Source organism: Lacinutrix sp. MEBiC02404 (assembly GCF_053601575.1).
The window spans coordinates 23,404-49,690 of the sequence record NZ_JBSHNV010000165.1; the positions used below are offsets into that span (position 1 = coordinate 23,404).

Here is a 26,287-nt window from a genome sequence, read left to right on the forward strand (position 1 = left end):
CTAAGATAAAATTAATTATTTTTAGTTAGGCCCAATTTTTAAAAAAATGACAAAAAAAAAACCTTCAATTAAATTGAAGGTATTCATCTAAATCACTTATTATCTGACACTTAATTACTCCTTGAAATTCTCCACACCTTTAACCAACCAATCATAATATTCATCTGCATTTGGTGTATATGCTGTAGTATGATTTAAAAGTTCCATATTATGATCTAATAACACATAAAATGGTTGTGAGTTATTCTGAAAATTTAGCGTTTGTAAGGTTGCCCATTTGTCGCCAATGGTCTTTATATTCTTAATGCTTCCGTTGTGTTTTAAGAATTGAAATTGCTCGTCTTTTTCCAATTCCTTTCTATCATCCACATATAAAGAAATGATAACATATTCTTCGTTTAAAATAGTATAAACCTTGTCTTTACTCCAAACTTGTTCTTCCATTTTTCGGCAGTTTACACAAGCCCAACCTGTAAAATCTAGCATGATTGGTTTGTTCTCTGCTTTTGCTGCTGCAACGCCTTCTTCTAAATCCTTATAGCAATTTAATCCTAACGGACAATCCGAATCTTTTTCATATAAACTATATGGTAAAGGTGGCGGAAAACCACTTAACAGTTTTAAGTTTGCGTGTTCTGTATTGGTTAAACCCGGAATTAAATAGATTACAAATGCACCTACTAATACAGCGAAAGAAATTCTACCGAAGCTTAATTTTTTAAGCGGACTATCATGTGGAAACTTAATTTTTCCTAAAAGATACAGTAATAAACCTATTCCTAAAACAATCCAGATACCAATAAAAACTTCACGTTTTAAAAGACCCCAATGTTTTACTAAATCGGCATTCGATAAAAATTTAAAAGCCATTCCTAATTCTAAAAATCCAAGAACTACTTTAACGGTATTTAACCATCCACCAGATTTTGGTAATGCGTTTAACCATTTCGGGAACATTGCAAATAAAGTAAATGGTAACGCTAATGCTAGTCCGAAACCTGTCATTCCCATCGTTAGTTGCATCGCTCCACCATCACTAGTTAACGATCCAGCTAGTAAGGAACCTAAAATGGGTCCAGTACAAGAAAAGGAAACAATAGCAAGTGTTAATGCCATAAAGAAAATACCGATAATTCCACCAACGTTAGATGCCGAATCCATTTTATTCCCCCAAGATGCTGGTAATGTGATTTCATAAAATCCGAAGAAAGAAAACGCGAAAAAAGCAAGAATAATAAAGAAGATAATATTTAGAATAACATTTGTAGAAATAGTATTTAAAATCTCGGGATTTAGTGAATCTAAAAAGTGAAATGGTAAGCTTAAAAGCACATAAATCACTAGAATAAACAATCCGTAAAGCATCGCATTTGCTAATCCTTTCTGACTATTACTAGCACTTTTGGTAAAGAAGGAAACCGTTAACGGAATCATAGGAAAAACACAAGGTGTTAATAATGCGATTAATCCGCCAAGAAACCCAAGAACAAAAATACCGAAGTTTGATTTTTCTGCTACTTCTTCTTTTTCATATTTATCCCAACCCGTTACATTAAGTTGTAGTTTATCAGACAACTCTTTGCTTCTTGCATCGATAGCTGTAGTAGTTTTTGCATTCGAGCTTCCGTCTAAATTTGTGGTAAATGTATACGTCGTTGGTGCAAGACATTTTACGTCGTCACAAGCTTGGTAAAACACTTCTGCTTCTATGGTTTTTAAATCGGAATTTAAAACTTTAAATTTTTGCTTAAAAACGGCTTTGTTTTCAAAATAGCGCACTTTCATTTGAAATGCTTGTTCAAAAACTTCTTTGGTTTTAGATTCTTCTATATCACCGACCAATTCATAATCTTGCGACGCATTATTAAAACCAAACTCGGTTGGTATTGGTCCTAATTCAGCATCCTCTACAACCTTTTGTGAATAAAAATGCCAGTCTTTATCTATGGTTGCTTCGTATGCAATTTCATATACATCTTTTTCTATTTCTGTAATATTTGTCGTCCATGTTACCGGATCTAGAATATTGGAATTCGCAGTATTAGAATCCCTAGGAAGTTCAAAATTTAAAACTTCACTGTCAAAAATACATTTCTCATCATCACAGGCTTGAAAAAACACTTCAGAAGAAATAGTCGTTACTTCAGGATTGAGTACTTCTATTTTTTGGGTGAACGTTGCCGAACCATCAAAATAGGTTAGATCCATTCCAAAGACTTTATCAAATTTCGTGATACTTTCACTTTCTAAAACTTCACCAATTCGTTTAAAATCTTGCGTTTGTGCAATAGAATCAAATTCAAATTCTGTTGGTAATGCGCCACCTTCTGGTAAATGTTGCGAGTACAAATGCCAATATGCGTCTATTTCCGCTTGATAAATAAGATGGTATTCTGTTTCTGAAATTTTCTCTACTTCTGTCGACCATTTTACTGGTGTTAGTTGAGCAAAAGATTGGCTAAAAGAAAAAAATGCTAGTAGTACGAGTAAAAAATGCTTCATTATTGTAATGTAATTTTTAATATATTTTCTGTCTTTTCTGTGACTTTATACCGATTGTCACCACGCTTGTTTATAACCCAAACAATATCTTCGCCGGAACACAAAACGAAAGTTTTCTCTTTTTCTACTAAGGAATATTTTTCGTCTTTAAAAAACTTACTCAGCTTCTTTTTGCCTTGCATACCTAAAGGGTAAAAATAGTCGCCTTTTTTCCATTTTCTTACCGATAGCGGAAACTTTAACAAATCTTTATCAACAAAAGACACATTGGTATGTTTGCCCAAAATGGCATCTGCTTCATCAAAGAATAAAACTCCTAAATCCGTTTTTAGTTTTTTTGTATTTTCTTCTATGAATAACCTCTCGACTGCGCTCGAGGCGACATTAGAATCTACTTCCGTTAACAACAAATATGCTCTATCTTTTAATAACCTGTGTGTATTAGAAAAGACTTGCTTTCCGGATTGTGCATCCAATAAATGGTAAACATCATTCCAAGCCGTAAATCCGAATTCTTTTAGCAATTCAAATAAATATGCTTTGGAATTGGATAGTTTCTGAAGCTTTTTAATATCGAATTTTATAATACCATCTTCCACCGAAACTACTTTTTTCTGCACTCCAATTATAGCATCTTCAATAATGCTTTTAGAATCTTGTAAATTATTTTGTGTGGTTTCAAAATTTTGAAGTAGTTCAGAATTCATTTCCTTCAAAACAGGAATTACATCATGACGAAGCTTGTTTCGCAAATACTTTGTGGAAGCATTACTACTATCTTCTCGCCATTTAAAATTATTGCTTTTAGCAAAATTTTCAATTTCTTCTCTAGTACATTTTAATAATGGTCTTACCACATTTTCATTCACTTCGGGAATCCCTGTAAGTCCGTCTAATCCTGTACCTCGAGTAAGATTGATTAAAAAAGTTTCCAGATTATCGTCTGCATGATGCGCTGTTAAGATATAATCGAATTGTAGTTGTTCGCATAAAGCTTCAAACCAATCATATCGCAATTCTCTTGCTGCCATTTGTGTGGAAACCCTATTTGTTTCGGCAAAGGTATTAGTATCAAAACTTTGGGTAAAAACTTCTACTTGTAAATCTTCGGCTAATTGTAATACAAAATCTTGATCGCCATCACTTTCGTTTCCGCGTAAATTAAAATTACAATGTGCCAATGCAAAATTCAGATTTGCACGATGACATAAATGCGTTAAAACTACAGAATCTAATCCGCCAGAAATAGCAATAAGAAGTTTGCTTTCTTGAAGGAAAGGAAGGTTTTGGTTTATATGTTCTTTAAATAATTGAAAAGTCATTAGTTATCAGGCAAAAGTTAGAAGAGATTCGTTTAGCAGTTTTTTAATTAAAACATTGCGCATTTTTTCAATTTCTATGGAAAACGATTTTATTTTTTCTCGATTCTCTTCCTTTATAAAATTTAGGTTTACTGCTATTTGAAATTGTGTTTGCATTTCAAATAAAGAACCTCTGGAGATTTGCAAAAATCTAGTATACTCTTTTGTGAAATTCCGACCATAGCCTACAGCTATATTCGAAGGAATAGAAACGGAACTTCGTTTAATTTGTGAAGTCAAAGCAAACTTTTCATCCTTTGGAAAATCATGGACTAATTTATAGACAAGAGTTACCATGTTTACCGATTTTTGCCAAACAATTAAATCTCTATAACTTTTCATTTAACAAACTTAAACATTTAACTTTTTACTTCCATCTTTTTACCTTTTTACTTACACCTTAACGACTGTTGCCTTTTGCATTTTCCTTTTGCCATTTCCCTTATGCCTTTTCACTTTTCATTTTTCACTTTTCATTTTTCATTTTTCACTTTTCACTTTTCACTTTTCACTTTATCATCCAACCACGCAATTATAGTATTTATCAATTCTTCTTTACAAAAATCATAATGCAATTCATGAAAACCACCTTCAAAAAGCTTTACTTCTGCTTTGGGTGTATTTTCGGCAAATGCTTTGGAAGCTTCCCAACTTGTAATTTTATCACCTGTACCATGACAAACTAGCATTGGAATATTTAATTTATCGGCATTCGCAATAGCATATTCGCCTGCATCAAAAACAGGAAACGAATACATTGGACTAATTTTATCGTGCACTAACGGATCTTTTTGATAACGCGCTACTTCTGCTTTATCTCTAGAAATCCCGGAAGCATCTAGCTCGCTTGGTAACGTAATACCTGGTAGAATATGCAACATAAAACGACCTAGAGCGACTTTCCATTTTGGCGGATTAAATGCTAAACGCAACAACGGACTAGTAGCAACTACTGCTTTAATTTGGGACTGATATTTAAGCGCATAATTAATCACCACATTTCCGCCCATACTATGTCCATAAAGAAAAACGGGGACGTTTGGGTTACGTTTTTTAGCTTCTATGGCAGCTCTGTTTAAACAATCTAAAAGCAATTGATAACTGGCTACATGTCCTCTTTTACCTTCCGTTTTACCATGTCCGATTTGGTCATATGCCAATACTGCATAATTATTTGCTGTTAATTTCGGAATAACAAAAGCTTTATATCGTCCTAGATGTTCTCCCATGCCGTGTAATAAAACTACGGTTGCCTTAGGGTTTTCAGGCTGCCAATATGCTGCATGTAATACCTGATTCTCTATCTTTAATTGAAATGTAGTATGCTCCATATAAATTAATTTTCTAAAACCTCACGCATTGCTTTGGCTTTCACCAAGCATTCTTCGTATTCTTTTAAAGGTACGCTTTTGGCAGTTATTGCTCCGCCAACAGAATACGAAACATATTTATTAGTTGCATTGTATAAAATACTGCGAATAACCACATTAAAGTCGAAATTCCCTTTTGGTGAAAAATAGCCAACTGCACCAGAATATACACCGCGTTTGGTTTCTTCTAAGTCTTCTATAATTTGCATTGCTGAAACTTTTGGAGCGCCAGTCATGCTTCCCATTGGAAACGTACTTTGAATAATATCTACAGGATGTGTCGTTTTTTTTACTTTAGAAACTACCGTAGAAATCATTTGATGTACTTGATCAAACGAATATATTTTACACAATTCTTTTACTTTTACACTTCCTTTTTTTGCAGTTTTAGATAAATCATTCCGAACTAAATCTACAATCATTATGTTTTCACTTCGTTCTTTATCGTCATGCTTTAATTCATATTTTAAAGCTTGATCTTCATTGTGATAGGCGCTACGTTTTGCAGTCCCTTTTATAGGTTGCGAAACAATAGTGTTGCCTTTCTTTTTTATATAGCGTTCTGGTGAAGCCGACAAAATATATTTATCGTTCCTTTTAACAAAGCTTGCAAAAGGCGCTTGTGAAATAGCGTTGAGTTTATTGTAGGTTTCTAACGGATTAATTACGGTTTCTTCGGCATAGAATTCCTGACAAAAATTAGCTTCGTAAATATCGCCTCGATGAATATGTGCAAGCATTTTGTCTAGCTTACGGAAATATTCGTCTTTATGGATTCTTAATTTTATTTTAATATCCTTTGGCTGTTTGTCAAGTCCGGCGTCCTCGCAAAGATGAATTTCTTTTAAATCGGCTTCCAATTCATCATCTACCGCATTTAGATATTTAATTTTTACTGTTTCTCCTTTTATTAAAAAAAGCTTTTTTGGTTGAAAGAAGTACAAATCCGGAAACGCTAACCCATCCAAATTAGCAGATTTTAATTCCTCCACATCATTTTTAAGATCGTAGGTTAGATAGCCAAAAATCCAATCGTTAGTTATGGATTGATATTCCTTCAGCTTTATAAAACCATTGGTGTAATCGGTTTGAATACTTGTAAAAGCATCTACTGCCAAAACCGCATCGTAGTTAGAATATTTAGATTTATGGTCGTTAGAATCTAACCAAACGACATCCTCAAATTGCTGACTCCAAATCAATAACTGATTTTTAAAAGCTGCAATAGACTTCGGTTTATGTGTAGTTGTTGTTCTCAATAAAAAAATATTACGTGTAAAGTTAATGAGAATAGTTAAAAAATAATATATTTTCGGTGTTAGATTAATTCCTTTTTTAAATGTATCAGATATCCAACGCCTTACTAAAAATTGCTATCCGAAAAATTGGCGCAGAACTTTGTGAAATTTCTTCCGTAGAAAACAACACACAATTTATGTGGCATGCCGATCCAAATATATGGGGAAGCTTTGCTCCTAACCTATTTCCGGTGATTGGCGGATTAAAAAACAATGCATACACTTTTGATAATAACACTTACCAAATGCCAAAACATGGTTTTGTTAGACATAATCAGGATATAAAATGTATTAAAGAAGCCGAAAACAGCATTACTTTTCAGCTGACAAACAATACCGAGTTGATGAAAATATATCCTTTTAAATTCAGCTATACCATAACATACACTTTAGAAAACAACGTATTAAACGTTACTAATGAGATTACAAATCTAGATGATAAGTCCATATATTTCTCTCTTGGCGGACATCCGGCTTTTAAATGCCCAGTCTATGAAAACGAAAAATATACCGATTACAGTTTAGTATTTGAACACCAAGAAACTGCAGAAACCTATTTACTAAACACTCAAAATGGTTTACTCACAGATACCACAAAAGCCATATTTAATACTAGTAATACGATACCTTTAAATTATAATCTATTTAATAAAGACGCACTTATTTTTAAAGATTTAAAATCTAGAAAAGTAACGCTAAACAGTAAAACAAAAGGAGATATTTTAACCGTAACACACGCCGATTTTCCGCATTTAGGAATTTGGGCAAAACCAAACGCAGATTATGTTTGTATAGAACCCTGGATAGGTTACGCTGATTTGGAAACCACAAACCAAGATATAACTACCAAAGAAGGCATTATAAAGCTAGAAGCAGCACGTAATTTTAAAGCAAAATACGCCATAGAAATACATAAAGCGCATTTAGTGTAATTAATATATAAGTAGTAGCTTTGCAGCTTATAAGAAAACCATGAGTACTTTTAGAGATTTAAATTTAAATACACCTTTATACAACGCTTTAGACGATTTAGGTTTTACTACACCAACACCTATTCAGGCAGAAGCATTTAATGTTGTTTCTAGCGGAAAAGATATGGTAGGTATTGCACAAACAGGAACAGGTAAAACTTTTGCCTACATGTTACCTATTTTAAAAAACCTTTCTTATTCTAAACAAGAAAACCCTAGAGTGTTAGTTTTAGTGCCAACTAGAGAATTGGTGGTACAAGTGGTAGATGAAATTGAAAAGCTTTCTAAATACATAAACAATCGTGTACTTGGCGTTTATGGTGGAACTAATATTAACACCCAAAAGCAAGCTATTGCAGACGGTATTGATATTTTAGTAGCGACTCCTGGAAGAATGTACGATTTAGCTTTATCTAGAGTTTTACAATTAAAATCGATACAAAAATTAGTAATTGATGAAGTAGACGTGATGCTAGACCTTGGTTTTAGACATCAGCTTATTAATATTTTTGATATCCTTCCAGAAAAAAGACAGAACATCATGTTTTCTGCAACTATGACGGAAGATGTAAGCGCACTTATTAATGATTTCTTTATTAAACCAGAACGTGTTTCTATTGCTGTTTCTGGTACGCCATTAGATAATATTTCACAAACAAAATATACAACACCTAACTTTCACACCAAACTTAATTTATTAAAGTATTTGCTGAAAGATACCGAAGCATTTAATAAAGTTTTAATTTTTGTGGCCTATAAAAAAATGGCAGACAGACTGTTTGAAGCCTTAGACGAAGAGTTTCATGAAGAACTTTGTGTGATTCACTCGAACAAAACACAAAACTATAGATTGCGAAGTATTGAGCAATTTAGAGAAGGTTTTAATAGAATTTTAGTGGCTACAGATGTAATGGCTCGTGGTCTGGATATTGATAATGTAAGTCATGTTATCAATTTTGACACACCAGATTTCCCAGAGAATTACATGCATAGAATTGGTAGAACTGGTCGTGCAGAACGTGAAGGACAATCTATTATTTTTTCTACGGAAAAAGAACAAGAATACATTGAAAACATCGAAGAGCTAATGCAAATGGAAATTCCTTTTGTTGCTTTTCCTGACGAAGTGCAAATTTCGGATGAGTTAATAGAAGAAGAAAGACCACAAATAAAAGAGCATAACAATCCGCATAAACGTTTAAAAGACGAAGATGCTCCTGGACCAGCTTTTCATGACAAATCGGAAAAAAATTCGAAAGAAAATTTAGGTGGTTCGTATAAATTTAAAATTGCTGCGAAGTATAAGAAGCCTAAAACACGTGGTGACAAGAATTACGCGAAACATAATAAGAATAAGAAGCGTTAGAGCTATTGGCCGTTAGCTGTTAGCAATTTAAAAATTTTATTTCAACTTCATTTTCGAAAAACAGATGTATCTCATCGAAAAAAGTTCTGTTTCCGAATAAAAAAAATAATTTTTCGTTAGATTTATGGAAGTACCATAAATAAATTGTCCATGTCTACTGCTATTTTTAATTTGTTTCCTAACCTAGAACCTTTTCATCATGACACCCATTATGAAAATTTGTTCTTAAATCAGCATTGGGTTTTAGTAAATGGCATTACGAATAAAAAAGCTGTTTATATTTTTAAAGATGAAAACACGCTTCATATTATAGAAAACGAAAACACTTCAGAAACTTCTTGGTGTATTGAACTCAAAAACACTTTTTCTATTGAAACCGAAGACGGCAAAACTACCGTAAAAGCCTATTTTAAAGACGAAGATATTTTAGTTTTAAACAGAACACAAACAGACGATTGTGCTGTTTTTATTAACGAAGGAAGCTTTTCGGAAACCTTAAATACGTTGGAAGACGTACAACAATTTCTTCATGACAAATACAAGGAAAAAGCAGCGAGTTTAATATCGGATCACGAGTTTTACTATATTGAAAAAGCCGAAGAATTTGGCCCTTTTACTGTGGCACAACTTTCGGAAAAAGTAGAAAATAAAAAAATAAGCATTCATTGTTTTGTAAGAGACGTAAATGAATACAATTACAATAAACGATTGCGAATTAGGGATTTGATTAAGGAATTATAATGGATTCTTATTGCAAACCTAATTATTATAAATTTTGTAATTTTTTCGCCTTTACATAAATACCTACAAGGTTAAAAAAAACCTTGTAGGATATATTAATAATGGGTTAATAGCATAACTACTCCTTATGCAATCCTTTTAAAAGAAGAATTCCAACTCTGGCAATAATAAAAGTTAGCAAACCAAATAGCGCTGTTAATAAAGACACTTTTAGTCCTCCTGCAAAAACTGCTGGATCTGCATTTCCTAATGCTTCTAAAGAATCGAAAGCCCCAATTAATCCAAAAACAGAAGCAAAAAAGCCAATGACTAGACCTAGCAAACTACTATCTGCAGCTAGTTTTATCATTTTTTTGGATGTGATTACGTGCTTCTTTAAAGTAAGAAATCCTTTAATTAAAAAGAAAATAGATAACAATAAACAGATTAGAATTAAAGTCATCATAAAGGATCCGCCTTCTTCAAAACGATCGGCAATTTGGATGGTTAAAAATTTCATAAGTATTCGTTTTATAATTAATGATGTAACAAACATAGTTTCGTTTTTTAGTTTAAAAATTAAAACGCGATAGATAACCAATTTAGCTCCTTAAATAACCGAAGCCAAGAATAAGTATTTCTTATTTATTCCTCTTTATTCTTATTTATTTATTTTTAAAGCATTTTTTTGGTGTTTCGCCAACTTGATTAAACAACAGCGATTTTTCTTTTATATTAAATTTTAAGACCACTCCTAAGTCTAATTTAAATTCGTTTTCGCTAGTTGCATCTAATGTTTTTAAATCTCTTCCTTCTGGAGCGCCTTGTAATCCTTTTCCATTCGACTTAAAAACTAAATTGAAAGGTAAACCTTCACAAGAATAAACACCTTCATATTGTTGCAACTCCTTTTCGGATAAAGAAACAGAATCAAAATTTGGAATAAATAATGCTTCCCCTTGCATTACAGCCATAGCATTAAACATAATTGGCATTAGTCCAAAATCTAATGCATTCGCTGTAAAGGCTATTGCAATTTTAGAGTCGGGAATATACATAACCATAGACTTAAAAGAATCGATGGAACCATTGTGCGCATAAATGGTTTGTCCGTTTTTTTCTGCACTCATAATGCCGCTTCCATATTCTCCTCTAATAGTTGTCATCCTTTTAAAACTCTTTTTTGACATGAGTTTATTAGTAAACAATGCATCCATAAAAACCACTAAATCTTCAGGATTAGAAACGATTGCTCCTGCGCCTCCAGGATTACTTAAATGTGCTTGATTTGCTTCGTGTAGTGTTTCTTCTTCGTCGTAATAATAAGAAAGTGCTTCGTTATTTTTTGGATTAATCACATCGCCATAATAGGTGTTTTTTAGTTGTAGTTTATTAATAATACGATCCTGTAAAATGTTTTTATAAGATGCATTCTCTATCTTTTCTAAAATATAACCTAGTAAAATATAGTTGGTGTTGCTGTATTCATTTTTTTCGTTTGGCTGAAAATCTACAGCATGCGATTTAATTAAGGCTACCATTTCGTTTTTCGTAATCGGATGGTGTTCGTTAAAATTTTCGTCTCTAGGAATATTGAACAAGCCACTACTATGATCTAATAAATTGGCAATGCTAATGGCACTCGCATTTGGAATTTCAGGAAAGTAATTCGATAGCTTTTCCTCTAGCTTTATCTTTCCTTCATCTACAAGCTGAAAAATCATAACGGCTGTAAATGTCTTTGTCACCGAGCCTATTCTATATTTGGAAGTTATGGTATTTGGTATTTTTTCTTCCGAAATAATAGATCGATATCCTACCGATTTATGGTAAACCGATTTCCCTTCTTTTAAAACAGACATACTTCCCATGAGCTTATTATTAGCATGAAGGACTTCTAAAAATGAATCTAACTGTTCGAAATTTTGTGCTTTAGAACTATTGTAAGCGATAATAAACAGAAGTATTATAAGTGTTTTTCTCATTGTTAAGATATTAAATTAAACATACTACAAACGTAAAAAAGAAAGACTTAGCCTCCGTTTATTTGCGATGAGCGACTTGCTTAGCAATGAAAATAACTAGGGTGTTAAAACAAGTGCTAAAACTGTTATTCGTCTACAAAAAATATAATCGCGCAAAAAATATAGTATTATTGTAAATTAATAAAGCACATGTTTTCCAAAAAAGACATTTTAAATAAATTAGGACAAATAGCACTTCACATCATTTTCTGGGGTATTGTGCTCTTGTTTTTTACTTATTTTTTTGGTGTCGGCAGTAAAAACTATGAAGAAACCTTAACGTTTTCCTTGTTTTTATTACCAATAACAATAGCGACTACTTATGTTTCCATTTATAAATTAATACCAGATTATTTAGTCACTAAAAGGTACTTTCGATTTGTTTTATATAGCGTCTACACGATAATTATTTCTGGATATTTAATCATGGTTTCCGTTTTTTTTAGTCTGATATATGTATCGAATTTTAAGTATGCGGATATGAATCCGTTAACGAGGAACATTATTTTAATTACCACTGCAGTTTACATAGTAGTTGTTTTGGTTAGTGCTTTTAAATTATTAAAATTGAATTTGAAACATGCCGAAAAAACCAAAGCATTAGAAACTAAAGTTCTAGATAGTCAGCTAAAATTAAAAGAACAAGAATTGCACTATTTAAAGATGCAGATTCATCCTCATTTTTTGTTCAACACCTTAAATACCATGTACGGTTTCGCTTTAAAAAAAGCAGATGAAACGCCAGAAATGATATTAAAACTTTCTAATTTATTAGATTACTTACTGTATCAAGTAGATAAGCCTTTTGTGCTTTTAGCAGATGAAATAAATCACATAAAAGACTATATCGCTTTAGAAAAAATGCGTTTTAATAATTCCTTAGATATTACTTTTAATAGTGAAGATATTCTAGAAACCACCCAAATAGCGCCTATGCTTTTGCTTCCATTTATAGAAAACAGTTTTAAACATGGAAGTATAAAAAATGGGGTATTAAAAATTGAAATTGAATTAGTGACTACTCCAGAAAATATTCTTTTTTCCATTAAAAACACAAGTGCTATTCCCGAAAACGAAAATAAAGGTATCGGTTTGCAGAACATAAAAAAAAGGTTAGATTTACTCTATAAGGATAAGTACGACTTAACAATTGATACTTCAGAAAAGCACTTTAAAGTCGCTTTAAAACTAAACAACAACTAATTGCAAAACCAAAAAAACATAAACTGCCTGATTGTAGATGATGAAGCTATTGCTAGAGAAATTATAGCAACGCATCTTTCTAAAATCGACAATATAAACGTTGTTGCAAGTTGTAGTAATGCGATGGAAGCTTTTAATGTAATTAGCAATCATACCATCGATTTGGTTTTTCTAGATATTAATATGCCAGAGATTTCCGGAATCTCTTTTGCTAAATCTATAAACAAAGACATTAAAATTATTTTCACCACTGCATACAGAGATTATGCGGTAGAAGGTTTTGAATTACAAGCTGTCGATTACCTGTTGAAGCCCATTCCGTTTGCGCGTTTATTAAAGGCGGTAAACACCTATTTTGAAGTGTATAGTACTACAAAAGTAGATGCACCAAAAGAAATAGAAATTGCGGATTTTATGTTTGTCCGATCGGACAGACGCATGCTAAAAGTCGATTTTGAAGCCATCCGTTATGTAGAAAGTTATAGCGATTATATAAAGATTCACCTTGCAAACGAAACCATAGTTACTCGCGAAACCATTAGCGCCATTGAAGCAAAGTTACCATCGAACACCTTTTTACGAATCCACAGATCGTTTATCATTTCGTTACATCATATCACTTCTTTTACCAATGAGCATGTTACGATAAAAGAAAAAGCGTTGCCAATAAGCAGAAGTTACAAAAAGGATGTTTTAAGCGTATTGGAAAAATATTAATAATAAAAAAAGCGAATCTAAATGATTCGCTTTTTTTTTATTTAAGACACTTCGACTGCGCTCCGTGTAACCTATAAGTTTAGATATGCAAAGCTCTATCGTTTGCCGCTAAAGCCGCCTCTTTTATTGCTTCTGTAAATGTTGGATGTGCATGAGACATACGCGAAACATCTTCCGCAGACGCTCTGTATTCCATAGCAACAACTGCTTCTGCAATCATATCTGCTGCACGAGCACCAACCATGTGTACTCCTAAAATTTCGTCTGTAGTTTTATCTGCAAGAATTTTTACAAATCCGTCTAAATCCATACTCGCTCTACTTCTACCTAAAGCACGCATTGGAAATTGACCAACTTTATAATCTACTCCAGATTCTTTTAACTGTTCTTCTGTTTTACCAACAGAAGCTACTTCTGGCCAAGTATAAACAACACCAGGAATTAAGTTATAATCGATATGTGGTTTTTGTCCGGCTAAAGTTTCGGCAACAAAAGTTCCTTCTTCTTCCGATTTATGTGCAAGCATTGCTCCTTTAATAACATCACCAATAGCATAAATATTAGAAGCGCTAGTTTGTAAATTCTCATTCACTTCTACTTTTCCTCTTTCTGTTAATTTTACTCCTGCAGCTTCTACATTTAAACCATCTGTGTATGCATGACGACCAACTGAAACTAAGACATAATCTCCAGTAAAGGTTACTTCTTCTCCTTTTTTATTCTCTGCTTTTACAACAACGGCATCGCCATTACGCTCTACAGATGTTACCTTATGCGAGATATTTATTTTAAATTTCTGCTTCTTTAAAACTTTGTTTAATTCTTTAGAAATACCAGAATCCATGGTTGGTAAGATTCTATCCATATATTCTATCACAGACACTTCCGCACCTAATCTTTTATATACTTGACCAAGTTCTAACCCAATAACTCCACCACCAATTACGATTAAGTGTTTCGGAACTTCTTTTAATTTTAAAGCTTCGGTAGAAGTGATTACGCGTTCTTTATCTAATTTTATAAATGGTAATGTAGACGGTTTAGATCCTGTAGCAATAATGGTATTTTTTGCTTCAATTTCTGTAGTTTCTTCACCAGTAATCGTGATATGTGTCGCATCTTTAAAGCTTCCTACACCAACATAAACATCGATCTTATTTTTCTTCATTAAAAAATCAATTCCGCTTGTAGTTTGATCTACAACAGATTGTTTTCTTGCAATCATTTGCTTTAAATTCACTTTTATTTCCCCTGGAATATCGATACCATGCTCTTCAAAATGTTTGACAGCATCTTCGTAATGATGTGAAGAATCTAAAAGTGCTTTACTTGGTATACAACCAACATTTAAACAGGTTCCTCCAAGTGTAGAATATTTTTCAATAATTGCAGTTTTCATTCCTAATTGTGCGCAACGTATTGCTGCTACATATCCTCCAGGTCCTGAACCTATTATTGCTACATCGTATGAATTCATAAGATAATTTTTGTGATTTATTAATTTGTATAACAAAAGTACAACATTGATTTATGTTTTACGAATTACGATTAACGAAATTTAATAGAATTTGTATGGGAAAGAAAAGGAAGCAGGAAACTATTAAATATAAATAGCCTACTCATAAGAATAAATAAATTTAAACTTTAGAATAGGCTAATTCCCTAGTACTGACTAATAGCAATACAAATTTCATCTATTTAGAAGCTAAACACAATACTCAAATTGAGTAATTTTTTAGAAAACTTTTAAATTAGATTTTTATTTGTTTTTAGCATTCCTACTAATTCTCCTGTAGAAGAGATATTTAATTTTTTCAGAATATTTCTTCGGTGTGTATCTACGGTATGTGAGCTAATATTTAGTTTTTCTGAAATTTGCTTACTGGTATTATTTAACACCAATAACCGAACAACATCGCGCTCTCTATTACTTATTCCGCCTTGCAATAGTTTTTGAGAATGATTATTAAAGTATACGGTTTCATATTCATTTTTATTGTTTAACAACTTTGCAGAAGCTGTAATTTCCATTTTTATATTCCCATCTAAAACCGTGTAATGCGCTAAACCTATAATGGGTTTCATATCCGAATCAAAAGCTAAAGGCGTTGTGTTTTGAATAATATTTACATAATCCCCTTTTGCATTTTTTAATCTATAGTTCCAGGTGTAATTGGCATTCTTCCTTTTATCTTCTGGTATTTTACCAATAGTGAACTCCATCAAGCTATTTAAGGCGCTCAACCACACATCAATGTCATCTGGATGTATTCTACTCCAGAAATACCGCATTCCTTTTGCTTTTAAGTCATTGGCATCAATCCCTAAGCAAGACTTAAAGTTTTTACTTATATATTCGAAGGTAAGGTCCTGCGTATTTGTAATACAGTAAAAAGTGGAACTATATGGCAAATAAAAATCTAAGTCAATAATTTTTTGAATATGCGTTTCTAAAGATGGTGTATCGTAAGACTCGAAAATGGATTTATACTGTTCTTTAATTTGAGTAAATTTCATAAATACGAATTGCTAACTATTAGAAAATAATTAGCAATTTATAAAATATATTTTTAACTAGGAAAACCAAGCATTTCTCCCATACCAACTGTAAATAGCCAGCAACCATAAATAGCGTGCTCGATAGAAACTAAAAGCGTAGACTTCGTTTTATTATAGGTTATTGCGAAAAGTATTCCTCCTAAAAAAGTCATAATTAGTACTAGAATATTTTTAAAAAACAAATGTGCTAAAGAAAACACTATCGCATTGACTAAAAAGAGTACAACCTCACTTTTGAATAACTTTTTATACCGTTGAAAATAGAAAGTTCTATACAACAACTCTTGCGGATATACAGAAAAAACGCTATAAAAAAACAAAATAGCAATCCATAAAAAAGGTTTATCTAATAACACACTAAAAAGACTTTCTTTACTTGTAAACCATACAAATAATATCGTTAAAATTGCTATCAAAAACGTTTTTAGTAACGTCATTTTCCAAAAATGAATCCAATTTAAATTCGGATTTATTTTAAATGTATTCTTCTCTACTTTAAGCAAAATATAAAGTACATACCCAAACCCCAAAAAACTAAAAATTAGTTTTATAATAACGGAGTAGTTCCATATAAAACTTACTGGAAGTAGAATAAAAATAATAAAGAATTCTATAAATCTATAAAACTTAGGTTGCATAATTAAATGTACAAAAAATAGCGTTAAGTAGCACAGTTATTATTTGGGTAAAAGCCCTACTCCCTTTTATTTTCAATCGTATTTAAAATCCAATTTAATTCTGGATCGTTGTTTTCGATTCTATCTTTAATAGTAGGTAAAATTACATGATCTGGTTTCACGCCATAACCTTCTGGTTCTTGTTTATGTGGTGTTTCTAATTCCATTAAACCTATTCTAACTTTCAATTTCGTTTCTGGTAATTCATAGATTTTAAAAATACCTGCAACGGTAGAATTATATGCACCACCTGTTTCTTCTCCAACAAAAACAGCTCTTTTATTGGCTTGTAACTGATTAGACAAAACGGAGGATGCAGAAAAGGAATGTCCGTTAATTAGCACATAAACATCTCCTTTATAATTATTTTCGTTAGGATCTGCTTGTTTACTTTGTTTAAATTTATAATATAATTTACCATCTTCTTTTTTAGTTTTAAAAAGACCATACGTTGCTATAAATGGTGAAAATGCACCAACTAAAACTTTAGATACTGTGGAAGACGTATTAGACATTGCCATTTTTAAAAAAGGAATTCTACTATTTACTTCACCTGCTTCCAGAAACTGAAATGGTTTATCTGTTAAATAAGAATATAGTTCGGCTATTTCAGCTAGACTTCCTCCTCCATTATCTCGTAAATCAATGATTAAGTTTTCGGCTTTTACGGAATCTATTTCTTTAAAAACTTCCTCGTAAAATGCTTTATATCTACCGCCCATGAAACCTCTTATTTGCATATAAGCAACGGTACTATCTTTGCCAATAAATTCTACATTTCGAGTGTATTCATTTCTAGATTTTACATAGCCATACATCTGATTATGTTTTCTTATTACCTTTGCTTTTTGCTTATTTTCTTTACGTTCCTCCTTTGTAAGTTTAACGGCTATTTCTTTTTTTGTGCTATCGCTCTGTATCGTATCCTTCTTTACTTCTTCTTTATTTACGCGTTTAAAAACCTTTTGAAACAAAGAGTCTTTCTTTTTAAAAGTAACTTGTAAACTATCTATAAAATATTTATCGCTACTATAAAAGGAAGCAAATCTTTTTCCTAAAACTCTATTATGTAATGTGGTGTTATACCCATCGGAAGTAATTTGTGTTTTGTATTTAGCTACTAAATCCGAAATATTTTCACCCTCTATTTTAAGCACTTCACTTCCTAACAGAAAAGAATCTTTAGACCTGATATTGGTAACTAAAAGTTTATCTTCTAAATAATCAAAATCTAAGTCGTTAAATGTAAATTCTTTTTTAGAAAGCGCTTTATACTCTTTTCTTTCCAATCGCTTTTTTGGCGCAAACACACTAATATGCCCTTGTCTTATACTACCAATAACTGGCCCTATTTTTGCGTAAAACGCATAACTTGTTAACGGTTTATCGATACTCTTTTTTAAGCTATCCATCTTAAAATCTAATCGTTCTTTAGAGATATATAAATTAAGATTAGGATGGTGTCGCTTTAATTGTGCGTAGGCTTTATCGACATCGTTCTGTAAAGTTTCTACGGTATGCAAAGATGTTATTTGGGTGTTATATTTTTCAGTATTTGCACAAGAAGCTAAAACTAAAGCTATGGATAAAAGAAGTAAAAGTTTTTTCATGTAATTCGTATATCATTGATTAACAATAAGATGAAAATTAAACCCTCTTATTTCACTTTAAATATAATGTTAATCTGATTTTTGAATCTAGATTTTTTGATAATTTTATGAAAATTATTTACTTTTAGAATTAAATCGTTATTGCAGTAGTATGCTTCACTTCATTAATCATAAACATACTATGTGTGCTCCCAATATGATTAATTTTCGTTAACCTATTTACCATAAACTCTCTAAAAGCTTCCATATCTTTTACAAGCACTTTTAAAAGGTAATCGTAATCTCCACTTATATGATAGCACTCTAAAACCTCTTGTAAATCTGCTACTTCTTTTTCAAATTTAATCACATAATCTTGGGTGTGTTGCGTCAATTTTACATGGCAAAAAGCGACAAAAGATTTGGCTACTTTTTCCTTATTCACCAAAGCCACATACTTATTAATAACACCTTGATTCTCCAGTTTTTTTATTCTTTCATAAACTGCGGTAACAGAAAGATTTAATTTATTAGACAAGGCTTTATTGGTTTGCTTACTATCTTCTTGTAAAAGCTGAATCAGTTTTTTATCTATTCCATCAAAAGTCATATCGAAAAATTTTCAGTAAAAACAGAAATAACCTTATTTCCAATTACTATTAAACTACTAAAATAACAAATAATAGATTTAAAATCTAAATATAAACACATCTATTGATTATTAATCTAATAACACGGAAGTTTACATCTATATAAACTAAATCAACTTACCATTATGGCATTTAAACCAGCAAATAACATACAAGATCTTCAATACTTTGGAGAATTTGGAGGTGTAAACCCTTCCATTTCAGATTCCTCGACCTATACCTTCTTATCTGCAAAAACCATGTTCGATACTTTTGAAGGTAATGCAGATGGATGCTATTTATACTCGCGTCACTCTACGCCTTCTAATTTATATTTGGGTGAAGCACTTGCTGCAATGGAAGGTACAGAAACGGCAAACGTTACTGCATCAGGAATGGGTGCAATTACTCCTGTAATCTTACAATTATGTGGCTCTGGAGATCATATTGTTTCTAGCAGAACTATTTACGGAGGGACATACGCTTTCTTAAAAAACTTTACACCTCGTTTTAGTATTGCAACGTCTTTTGTAGATATTACAAAATTAGATATTGTGGAAGCTGCTATTACTCCGAATACCAAAATAATATTCTGTGAATCTGTTAGTAATCCGTTATTAGAGGTTGCAGATATAGCAGGATTAGCCAAGCTAGCAAAAAAACATAATTTAAAATTGGTAGTAGATAACACCTTTTCCCCTTTATCTATTTCTCCGGGACAATTGGGTGCAGATATTGTGATCCACAGTTTAACAAAATTCATTAATGGTTCTAGTGATACTGTTGGTGGTGTTGTTTGTGGTACCCAAGAATTTATTAATGATTTACGCAATGTAAATAACGGTGCTTGCATGCTTTTAGGATCTACCATGGATAGTTTACGAGCAGCCTCGGTTTTAAAAAATCTAAGAACCCTTCATATTAGAATGCAACAACATAGTTTAAATGCGACGTATTTAGCTGAGAAATTTGAAAATTTAGGTATCAAAACCGTATATCCCGGATTAGCTTCGCATCCTTCGCATGAATTATTTAAATCTATGATGAACGAAAAATATGGATTTGGCGGCATGCTTACTATCGATGTTGGTTCTATAGATAAAGCGAATGCTTTAATGGAATTAATGCAAGAAAAAAACCTAGGTTATTTAGCAGTAAGTTTAGGGTTTTACAAAACGCTTTTCTCTGCTCCAGGAAGCTCTACTTCTTCTGAAATACCAGAAGACGAACAAAAAGAAATGGGATTAAGTGATGGCCTTATTCGTTTTTCTATAGGATTGGATGCAGATATAGAACGTACTTTTGACACTATGAAATCGTGTATGAAAACATTAGATATTCTTAAACCAGAAATGGTTTAATTCTAATCTATTTCCTAAAATAGCTAAGTGAAATAATAGTACATAAGAAATCCGTTGAAACATTTTCAACGGATTTTTAAATATTAAACTTGCTTGCTTCTTAGTAACCTTATTTTTTAATCATTTTCTTGGTAAGCGTTCCATTGTTACTTTGTATTTCTAACAAGTAAACTCCTGCTTCTAAATTAGAAATATCCATAGTTTCTTCTAAAGAACCAGAATTTAAAGGAATCGATTTTACTAGCCTTCCTCTTAAATCATATAGATTCACGTTATTTAAAACCAATTGCTTCGGATTGCTTAACGTAATTGTATGGTAAGCAGGATTTGGATATACAGCTAAACTCTCCATTACATTATCTTCTGCAGATAAAGTAAATGTTCCTGTTAAACGAATATTGTCAATAGCCATTTCTTCTTGTACACCACTTAAAGTTGTAACTCTAATATTCATGCTAGTACCAGCTATACTAGATCCCGAAATACTATTTAAATTTGCGTTAAAATATACCATTTCTGTTTCGATTACGGTTTCAAAAGCATTATAAAAACCATCACGATTATCATCATACCTAAACCTTCCTGCTTCACTTGCTGTCTCTGGTCCTCCAGAAGCATAATGCGCTCGTGTCCATGTTCCGCCATCCACTTGGTATTCCACCATTATGAAATCTTCTGCTTCGTATCGGTTATATGTTGCATTTGGTGCTGCCATTCCAATACTAAGCTCCATATTTAAATAATTAGAAATATTAATTGGATCTAGTGTAATCGTTATGGAGCCATCGCCACCAATATGACCATCAAAATCTTCCCATAGTAAGAAATTGGAACCTTCGTAATTTGAAATATTTGTCCAACACGTAGGACAAGTGGTATCATTATTTCCTCTTAAAAAATAATCACTACCAGAATAATCCATAAAAAGCACAGAAGTAGTATACCCTGAATAATCAGAATCCTCAAAGCTTTCATGCTTGATTAATGTTTGAGAATACATGCTGTTATTTAATAATAAGGCACATAAAACTAATAAAGAATTTAATGTAATTTTTTTCATAATTTTAGATTAAGTTATTGATTTGGGCGACAAAAGTAATCTTTTCTATCTAAAACCATAAGCATTTTCCGGGTTTTGTGAGATCAAAAAACACTACAACAAACAGCAGACAAAACATCACCTTAAATCACTAAATTCAAGCTATATACATCAAAAAAAAGAGCCATAACTTTTCTTTTCTTATAGCATAATAAGCAGCTATTGATCATGCTTCAAGAGATATAATTTTATAGGAAAGCATTACATGTTCTTCCATCCTCAGTTACCTAAAAAGCGTTTTAACATAGAAAAAAGGATCTATAATTCCATTTGCATACTTTATACGAAAATCGTAACATTACATTTCTTAAACCAACTAAATTGATGAATAAAGACGATAATCTTTCCGAAATAAATATTCAAGACCAAAAAATTATTGACAATAAAGAACTTAATATATGGGAAGCGCTTATTCCTGTTGTTATTTTAATGGGCTTATTAGCTTACAATATCTTTCTTGCAGAGGGCGAAATGTTTGGGGAATACTCCAATCAAATCATTCTATTAATTGGTGGTTTTGTTGCGTTTATTGATGGTTTATATAATAAAGTGACTCCTTTAATAATGGTTAAAGAAATTTGGGAGAACCTCAGAAGTGTCTTTGTTCCCATTATGATACTTTTTCTTGTTGGTGCTTTAGCAGGAACTTGGTTAGTTAGTGGTGTAATTCCTGCAATGGTATATTATGGATTACAAGTTCTAAGTCCTGCTATATTTTTACCAGCTTCCGTAATTATTTGTGCTATTATATCTATTGCAACCGGAAGTTCCTGGACAACCTCTGCAACCGTTGGTATTGCATTAGTTGGTATTGGTACTGCATTAGGTATAAACCCTGGAATGATTGCTGGAGCTGTAATTTCTGGCGCTTATTTTGGAGATAAAATGTCACCATTAAGTGATACAACAAACCTTGCTCCTGCAATGGCTGGAACAGATTTGTTTACGCATATTAAATACATGGCCATTACAACGGTGCCAACCATTATTATTACACTTATTGCATTTGCTATTATGAGTGCTACTATCGATACTACAGGAAGTGCAGATATTAGCGGCTTACTTACTAGTATAAAAAGCACTTTTAATATTACACCTTTATTATTTCTTGTGCCATTAGGTGTAATCGCTTTAATATTACTTAAAACAAAACCGTTAATAGCGCTTGGTGCTGGTGTATTATTAGCTGCTGTTTTTGCTTTTGTTTTTCAAATGGATGTTTTAAATGGGTTATCCGATTCTAACTTCTCTGCAATTTCAAACGCTATTTTTACAGACACACAAATAACTACAGATAATGAAAAATTAAATGATTTATTTAGTTCTGGAGGAATGAAAGGTATGCTTTGGACTATCTTTTTAATTTGTTGTGCTATGGTTTTTGGAGGTATCATGGATGCCATTGGTGCTTTATCCAGAATTACCAAAGAACTTTTAAAATTAGCAACTACCGTATTTGGTTTATTTGCAAGTACCGTAATTAGTTGTTTAGGATTAAATGCAATTGCCAGTGACCAATATCTAGCGATAGTAATCCCCGGAAAAATGTTTAAAAAAGCATACGAAGACAAAGGTCTTGCTCCCGAAAACCTAAGCAGAACTTTAGAAGATTCGGGTACTGTAACTTCTGTTCTTATCCCTTGGAATACCTGTGGTGCATATCAATCTGGCGTTTTAGGTGTTGGTGTTGGAGAGTACTTTGTGTATGCCATTTTTAACTGGCTAAGCCCATTTACCACGCTCCTTTTTGCGGCACTAAATATTAAAATAAGACAGCTAAAATCCAAATAACCGTAAACTATCACGTTTTCATTTTACTATAATTAAAACTTATAGCCTAATAAGATTTTAAAATTTTATTAGGCTTGTTTTTTTAGTCTTCCAATGTATCTTTGTTCTCAGAAAACACAATGTAATAATTATAAAATTTTAAAATAATGGCAATAGTAGGAAAACAATTCCCCGATTTAAATGTGGATGCAATGAACGAAATGGGAGATACTTTCAAAATAAACGTTCTTGAAGAAGCAAAAAACAATAAGAAAAAAGTATTATTATTCTGGTACCCAAAAGATTTTACTTTTGTTTGCCCAACAGAATTACACGCTTTTGAAGCTGCTAAAGAAGAATTTGCAAAAAGAAACACGATTGTAATTGGTGCTTCTTGTGATACTCCAGAAGTACACTTTGCATGGTTAAATACACCAAAAAATAATGGTGGTATTGAAGGTGTTACATACCCAATCTTAGCAGATTCGAACAGAAACCTAGCAAATACTTTAGGTATTTTAGATATCACTAACGAAAAATATAACGAAGAAACGGGTGTTGTTACTGTAGATGGTGACAACGTAACTTACCGTGCGACTTACGTAATAGATGAAGATGGTGTGGTACAACACGAAGGTATAAACAACATGCCAATTGGTAGAAACGTAAATGAGTTTTTACGTATTATCGATGCTTTAACGCACGTGCAAGAAAAAGGAGAAGTTTGTCCTGCAAACTGGGAAGAAGGTAAAGACGCAATGAGTGCGGATAGAATAGGTACTGCTGAATATTTAGCGAATCACGTAAACTAATTGGTTATGATTCAAGAATTAAGTCAAGATAATTTAGCCGAAATTATTGCAGCAAACAATACTGTTGTTGTGCAATATTCTGCAACTTGGTGTGGTAACTGTCGTATTATGAAACCAAAAGTTAAGAAATTAGCTGGAGAGTTAGAAAATATAACATTTGTTATCGCTGATGCGGAAAAATTCCCAGAATCTAGAAAATTAGCTACTGTAGATAATTTACCAACGTTTGCTACATTTAAAGATGGAAAATTTGTAAATCAAGTACAGACGAACAAATTGGACGTTTTAAAAGAATTAGTAGACGAAGTAGCTTAAATATCAAGTTTCCCGCAGTCGAAACCTCAAACCTTTCGACTGCGTTTAATTTACTATAAATAGATTTCCGTTTTCACGGAAACGAAAATAAAATGTATCAATGAAATTACCAGTAATAAAGCACTTAGCGCAATTTATAGAAGACAATGATGAAGACTATATCATTGAAACCATTGAAACTCTAGAAGCCTTAACCGAAGTTCCTTCATTAAAAGATGATGAACTAGACATTATTGGAGAATTAATCTCTAATATGTATGGCGCAATTGAAGTGAATAAAATGATTAAAGAAGGTGCAACTAAAAAAGATGCAGTAAATAACTTTATGAAACGTGTTTTAGGTTCTATTGATAAGTAAAAATAAAAATTAGTATTTAAAAGCCACTTTGCTAAAGCAAGGTGGTTTTTTGTTATAAATAATTGGTTAACCAATTATTTATCTATCTTATTTTCAACATTAAAGCATTTCATACTCCTCTAATGCCCTATTTCTTTAAAAATAAAAACCACGTTACAATGACAAAACAACCAATTACAGCATTGGCAATAGGCCTATTCTTTAGTATTTTAACAACACTAAACAGTTGTAAAAAAGGAAACACATGGTGGAGATATTCAAAAACAATATGCAGACAGAAACTATGCGGAAGTTTGGTTTAAAACAGGAAGCATATCTATAAGTGACGAGGCCGTTTCTAATGAAGATTATTTTACTGAAAACGATTAAACAAAGCAGTAACTAAAAGAGATGCAGCTATCTACTTTATAAAACATATTTTACATGCTATAGATAAGTAGGAATAAAAACTAAAAACCCAAGTGAAAGCTTGGTTTTTTTTTTTAGTTTATATGAACTTGCTTTTTATTTGTTCTACAATTTGATTCCCGCGATAAATCGCTCCTTCCATATAACCACCATAACTTGGTGAAGTTTCAGAACCAGCAATTATAAACGTACCTCCCAAATACTCTTTTTGATATATGGAATGACCATTGTTTTCATGCGGACTTAAAAATGCATTATTAGCTACATGTAATAAAGGTTCTTGCCTCCAATTCTTTTCTTCATACGAAAGATAATCACTTCCATCTTCTCCGAAAAATTTAAAAAGCTGCTCCTTTACTTTTGCTTCTCGGTATGCTTTAGTCTCCATAGCCAAACCTCCGTTTAAAAAACCCATTAATGCAAAGTGGTTATTTTCAAAATCAGTATGGTCATAGATTTCTGTAAACGGACCAACATTACTAAAACCAACACCAGACAGGCCTTTCTCTTTCCAAAAAGAAGTTTTATAAACCAAAGCAAACTTAATTGCATCTTTCATCCAAGTATGTGTATTATTGGCAACTTTTAAAAGGTTTGCATCTAATTCTGAAGAAAAACCTACTGTATTTACTAGTAATTGAGGTGGTATTGTAGAAACAACAATATCTGCAGTAAAAGCTGTGTTTTCTGTAACTACTTCTATACCGCTTTCCGCGCTTTTAATTTGAACCACTTTTTGGTCTAGTAACAATTCATCCTTTGAGAGATCTGCTGCTAATTTTTCTAAAATAGCAACTGTTCCGCCAGCAATTCTATAACTGATTTCTTGATTTTGTGGAAGCTGAAAACGTTCTGGTAAATTGGCGAGCATTGCTTCAAATAAAGCATCACCTTGCATGTTTTGTTCAAATAAAGTAATGTTTAATTCTTTACACAGTTTTAATAGTTCCTCGTTGTATTTCCAAAGCCAAGTTGCTCCTAATTCGACTTTTGTATTATAAACATTCTTGGTAAAAATTCTTCCACCAATTCTAGTATTAGCTTCCAGAATTTTAACTACAAAACCTTCCTTTTTTAATATATATCCTAAATACAAACCAGAAAGTCCGCCACCAATAATTACAATTTTTTTATTCATTACATCAAAGATAAACAAGATAGCCTGGATTAAAAACACT

25 protein-coding genes are annotated in these 26,287 nt (G+C 32.1%); 11 read left to right on the forward strand and 14 right to left on the reverse strand.

From position 1 onward, the window contains the following. Positions 1-114 precede the first annotated feature (114 nt). The 5 genes from ACVCXO_RS08005 to pabB form a co-directional block, all read right to left on the reverse strand. Positions 115-2,502 (reverse strand): cytochrome c biogenesis protein CcdA, encoded by a 2,388-nt coding sequence (locus tag ACVCXO_RS08005; RefSeq protein WP_452229075.1) that lies wholly within the window; start codon positions 2,500-2,502, stop codon positions 115-117. Then, on the reverse strand, positions 2,502-3,824 hold the full coding sequence (tilS, locus tag ACVCXO_RS08010) for a tRNA lysidine(34) synthetase TilS (RefSeq protein WP_452229076.1): 1,323 nt from the start codon (positions 3,822-3,824) through the stop codon (positions 2,502-2,504). Before tilS ends, ACVCXO_RS08005 begins: the two co-directional genes overlap by 1 nt. 6 nt (positions 3,825-3,830) lie before the next feature. Further along, on the reverse strand, positions 3,831-4,205 hold the full coding sequence (locus tag ACVCXO_RS08015) for a four helix bundle protein (protein WP_452229077.1): 375 nt from the start codon (positions 4,203-4,205) through the stop codon (positions 3,831-3,833). Positions 4,206-4,357: 152 nt separating this feature from the next. Beyond that, the gene (locus ACVCXO_RS08020) at positions 4,358-5,194 is read right to left on the reverse strand and encodes an alpha/beta hydrolase (protein ID WP_452229078.1); all 837 of its coding nucleotides are present in this window, start codon (positions 5,192-5,194) and stop codon (positions 4,358-4,360) included. 5 nt (positions 5,195-5,199) lie between these two features. Further along, positions 5,200-6,492, reverse strand: a complete 1,293-nt coding sequence (gene pabB, locus ACVCXO_RS08025) for an aminodeoxychorismate synthase component I (RefSeq protein WP_452229079.1) — start codon at positions 6,490-6,492, stop codon at positions 5,200-5,202. 80 nt (positions 6,493-6,572) lie between these two features. Here pabB and ACVCXO_RS08030 point away from each other — a divergent pair, with 80 nt between their 5' ends. The 3 genes from ACVCXO_RS08030 to ACVCXO_RS08040 all read left to right on the forward strand — a co-directional run bounded on the left by ACVCXO_RS08030 (position 6,573) and on the right by ACVCXO_RS08040 (position 9,609). Beyond that, positions 6,573-7,463: an aldose 1-epimerase family protein gene (locus tag ACVCXO_RS08030; protein ID WP_452229080.1), complete on the forward strand. Its 891-nt coding sequence runs from the start codon at positions 6,573-6,575 to the stop codon at positions 7,461-7,463. Between the two features lie 40 nt (positions 7,464-7,503). Further along, positions 7,504-8,868: a DEAD/DEAH box helicase gene (locus tag ACVCXO_RS08035; protein WP_452229081.1), complete on the forward strand. Its 1,365-nt coding sequence runs from the start codon at positions 7,504-7,506 to the stop codon at positions 8,866-8,868. Between the two features lie 150 nt (positions 8,869-9,018). After that, on the forward strand, positions 9,019-9,609 hold the full coding sequence (locus ACVCXO_RS08040) for a hypothetical protein (protein ID WP_452229082.1): 591 nt from the start codon (positions 9,019-9,021) through the stop codon (positions 9,607-9,609). A 118-nt stretch (positions 9,610-9,727) separates the two neighbouring features. Here ACVCXO_RS08040 and ACVCXO_RS08045 read toward each other — a convergent pair whose 3' ends face one another. Both ACVCXO_RS08045 and ACVCXO_RS08050 read right to left on the reverse strand, forming a co-directional pair. Then, positions 9,728-10,108: a MotA/TolQ/ExbB proton channel family protein gene (locus ACVCXO_RS08045; RefSeq protein WP_452229083.1), complete on the reverse strand. Its 381-nt coding sequence runs from the start codon at positions 10,106-10,108 to the stop codon at positions 9,728-9,730. 145 nt (positions 10,109-10,253) lie between these two features. Then, entirely contained in the window at positions 10,254-11,573 is a 1,320-nt protein-coding gene (locus tag ACVCXO_RS08050; RefSeq protein WP_452229084.1) for a serine hydrolase domain-containing protein, read from the reverse strand. Positions 11,574-11,762: 189 nt separating this feature from the next. Between ACVCXO_RS08050 and ACVCXO_RS08055 the strand changes: the two genes are divergently transcribed. Continuing rightward, positions 11,763-12,815, forward strand: a complete 1,053-nt coding sequence (locus ACVCXO_RS08055) for a sensor histidine kinase (protein WP_452229085.1) — start codon at positions 11,763-11,765, stop codon at positions 12,813-12,815. Further along, entirely contained in the window at positions 12,816-13,532 is a 717-nt protein-coding gene (locus ACVCXO_RS08060) for a LytR/AlgR family response regulator transcription factor (protein WP_452229086.1), read from the forward strand. A 79-nt stretch (positions 13,533-13,611) separates the two neighbouring features. Here ACVCXO_RS08060 and lpdA read toward each other — a convergent pair whose 3' ends face one another. From lpdA to ACVCXO_RS08085, 5 genes are all read right to left on the reverse strand, one after another. After that, complete coding sequence (lpdA, locus tag ACVCXO_RS08065) at positions 13,612-15,009, reverse strand: dihydrolipoyl dehydrogenase (protein ID WP_452229087.1); 1,398 nt, start codon at positions 15,007-15,009, stop codon at positions 13,612-13,614. 269 nt (positions 15,010-15,278) lie between these two features. Next, positions 15,279-16,049: a LuxR C-terminal-related transcriptional regulator gene (locus tag ACVCXO_RS08070; RefSeq protein ID WP_452229088.1), complete on the reverse strand. Its 771-nt coding sequence runs from the start codon at positions 16,047-16,049 to the stop codon at positions 15,279-15,281. Positions 16,050-16,102: 53 nt separating this feature from the next. After that, positions 16,103-16,507 (reverse strand): CPBP family intramembrane glutamic endopeptidase, encoded by a 405-nt coding sequence (locus ACVCXO_RS08075; protein WP_452229089.1) that lies wholly within the window; start codon positions 16,505-16,507, stop codon positions 16,103-16,105. 278 nt (positions 16,508-16,785) lie between these two features. Continuing rightward, complete coding sequence (locus ACVCXO_RS08080) at positions 16,786-18,378, reverse strand: S41 family peptidase (protein WP_452229090.1); 1,593 nt, start codon at positions 18,376-18,378, stop codon at positions 16,786-16,788. A gap of 130 nt (positions 18,379-18,508) precedes the next feature. Beyond that, the gene (locus tag ACVCXO_RS08085) at positions 18,509-18,967 is read right to left on the reverse strand and encodes an Lrp/AsnC family transcriptional regulator (RefSeq protein ID WP_452229091.1); all 459 of its coding nucleotides are present in this window, start codon (positions 18,965-18,967) and stop codon (positions 18,509-18,511) included. 165 nt (positions 18,968-19,132) lie between these two features. Here ACVCXO_RS08085 and ACVCXO_RS08090 point away from each other — a divergent pair, with 165 nt between their 5' ends. Then, a complete protein-coding gene (locus tag ACVCXO_RS08090; protein WP_452229092.1) occupies positions 19,133-20,347 on the forward strand; it encodes an aminotransferase class I/II-fold pyridoxal phosphate-dependent enzyme in 1,215 nt (404 codons plus the stop codon). Between the two features lie 109 nt (positions 20,348-20,456). On the opposite strand, the gene ACVCXO_RS08095 is transcribed toward ACVCXO_RS08090, so the two are convergent. Continuing rightward, positions 20,457-21,407, reverse strand: a complete 951-nt coding sequence (locus tag ACVCXO_RS08095; RefSeq protein WP_452229093.1) for a T9SS type A sorting domain-containing protein — start codon at positions 21,405-21,407, stop codon at positions 20,457-20,459. A gap of 363 nt (positions 21,408-21,770) precedes the next feature. Here ACVCXO_RS08095 and nhaC point away from each other — a divergent pair, with 363 nt between their 5' ends. The 5 genes from nhaC to ACVCXO_RS08120 all read left to right on the forward strand — a co-directional run bounded on the left by nhaC (position 21,771) and on the right by ACVCXO_RS08120 (position 25,003). Then, positions 21,771-23,237 carry a Na+/H+ antiporter NhaC gene (gene nhaC, locus ACVCXO_RS08100; RefSeq protein WP_452229094.1) on the forward strand — a complete coding sequence of 489 codons (1,467 nt, stop codon included), beginning with the start codon at positions 21,771-21,773 and terminating at the stop codon, positions 23,235-23,237. 146 nt (positions 23,238-23,383) lie between these two features. Continuing rightward, on the forward strand, positions 23,384-24,028 hold the full coding sequence (locus tag ACVCXO_RS08105) for a redoxin domain-containing protein (RefSeq protein WP_452229095.1): 645 nt from the start codon (positions 23,384-23,386) through the stop codon (positions 24,026-24,028). A 6-nt stretch (positions 24,029-24,034) separates the two neighbouring features. Then, the gene (locus ACVCXO_RS08110; RefSeq protein ID WP_452229096.1) at positions 24,035-24,343 is read left to right on the forward strand and encodes a thioredoxin family protein; all 309 of its coding nucleotides are present in this window, start codon (positions 24,035-24,037) and stop codon (positions 24,341-24,343) included. Between the two features lie 100 nt (positions 24,344-24,443). Then, the gene (locus ACVCXO_RS08115; RefSeq protein ID WP_452229097.1) at positions 24,444-24,701 is read left to right on the forward strand and encodes a DUF6952 family protein; all 258 of its coding nucleotides are present in this window, start codon (positions 24,444-24,446) and stop codon (positions 24,699-24,701) included. A 158-nt stretch (positions 24,702-24,859) separates the two neighbouring features. Beyond that, on the forward strand, positions 24,860-25,003 hold the full coding sequence (locus ACVCXO_RS08120) for a hypothetical protein (protein ID WP_452229098.1): 144 nt from the start codon (positions 24,860-24,862) through the stop codon (positions 25,001-25,003). A 185-nt stretch (positions 25,004-25,188) separates the two neighbouring features. Here ACVCXO_RS08120 and ACVCXO_RS08125 read toward each other — a convergent pair whose 3' ends face one another. After that, positions 25,189-26,247: a flavin monoamine oxidase family protein gene (locus ACVCXO_RS08125; protein WP_452229099.1), complete on the reverse strand. Its 1,059-nt coding sequence runs from the start codon at positions 26,245-26,247 to the stop codon at positions 25,189-25,191. Positions 26,248-26,287: the final 40 nt, after the last annotated feature.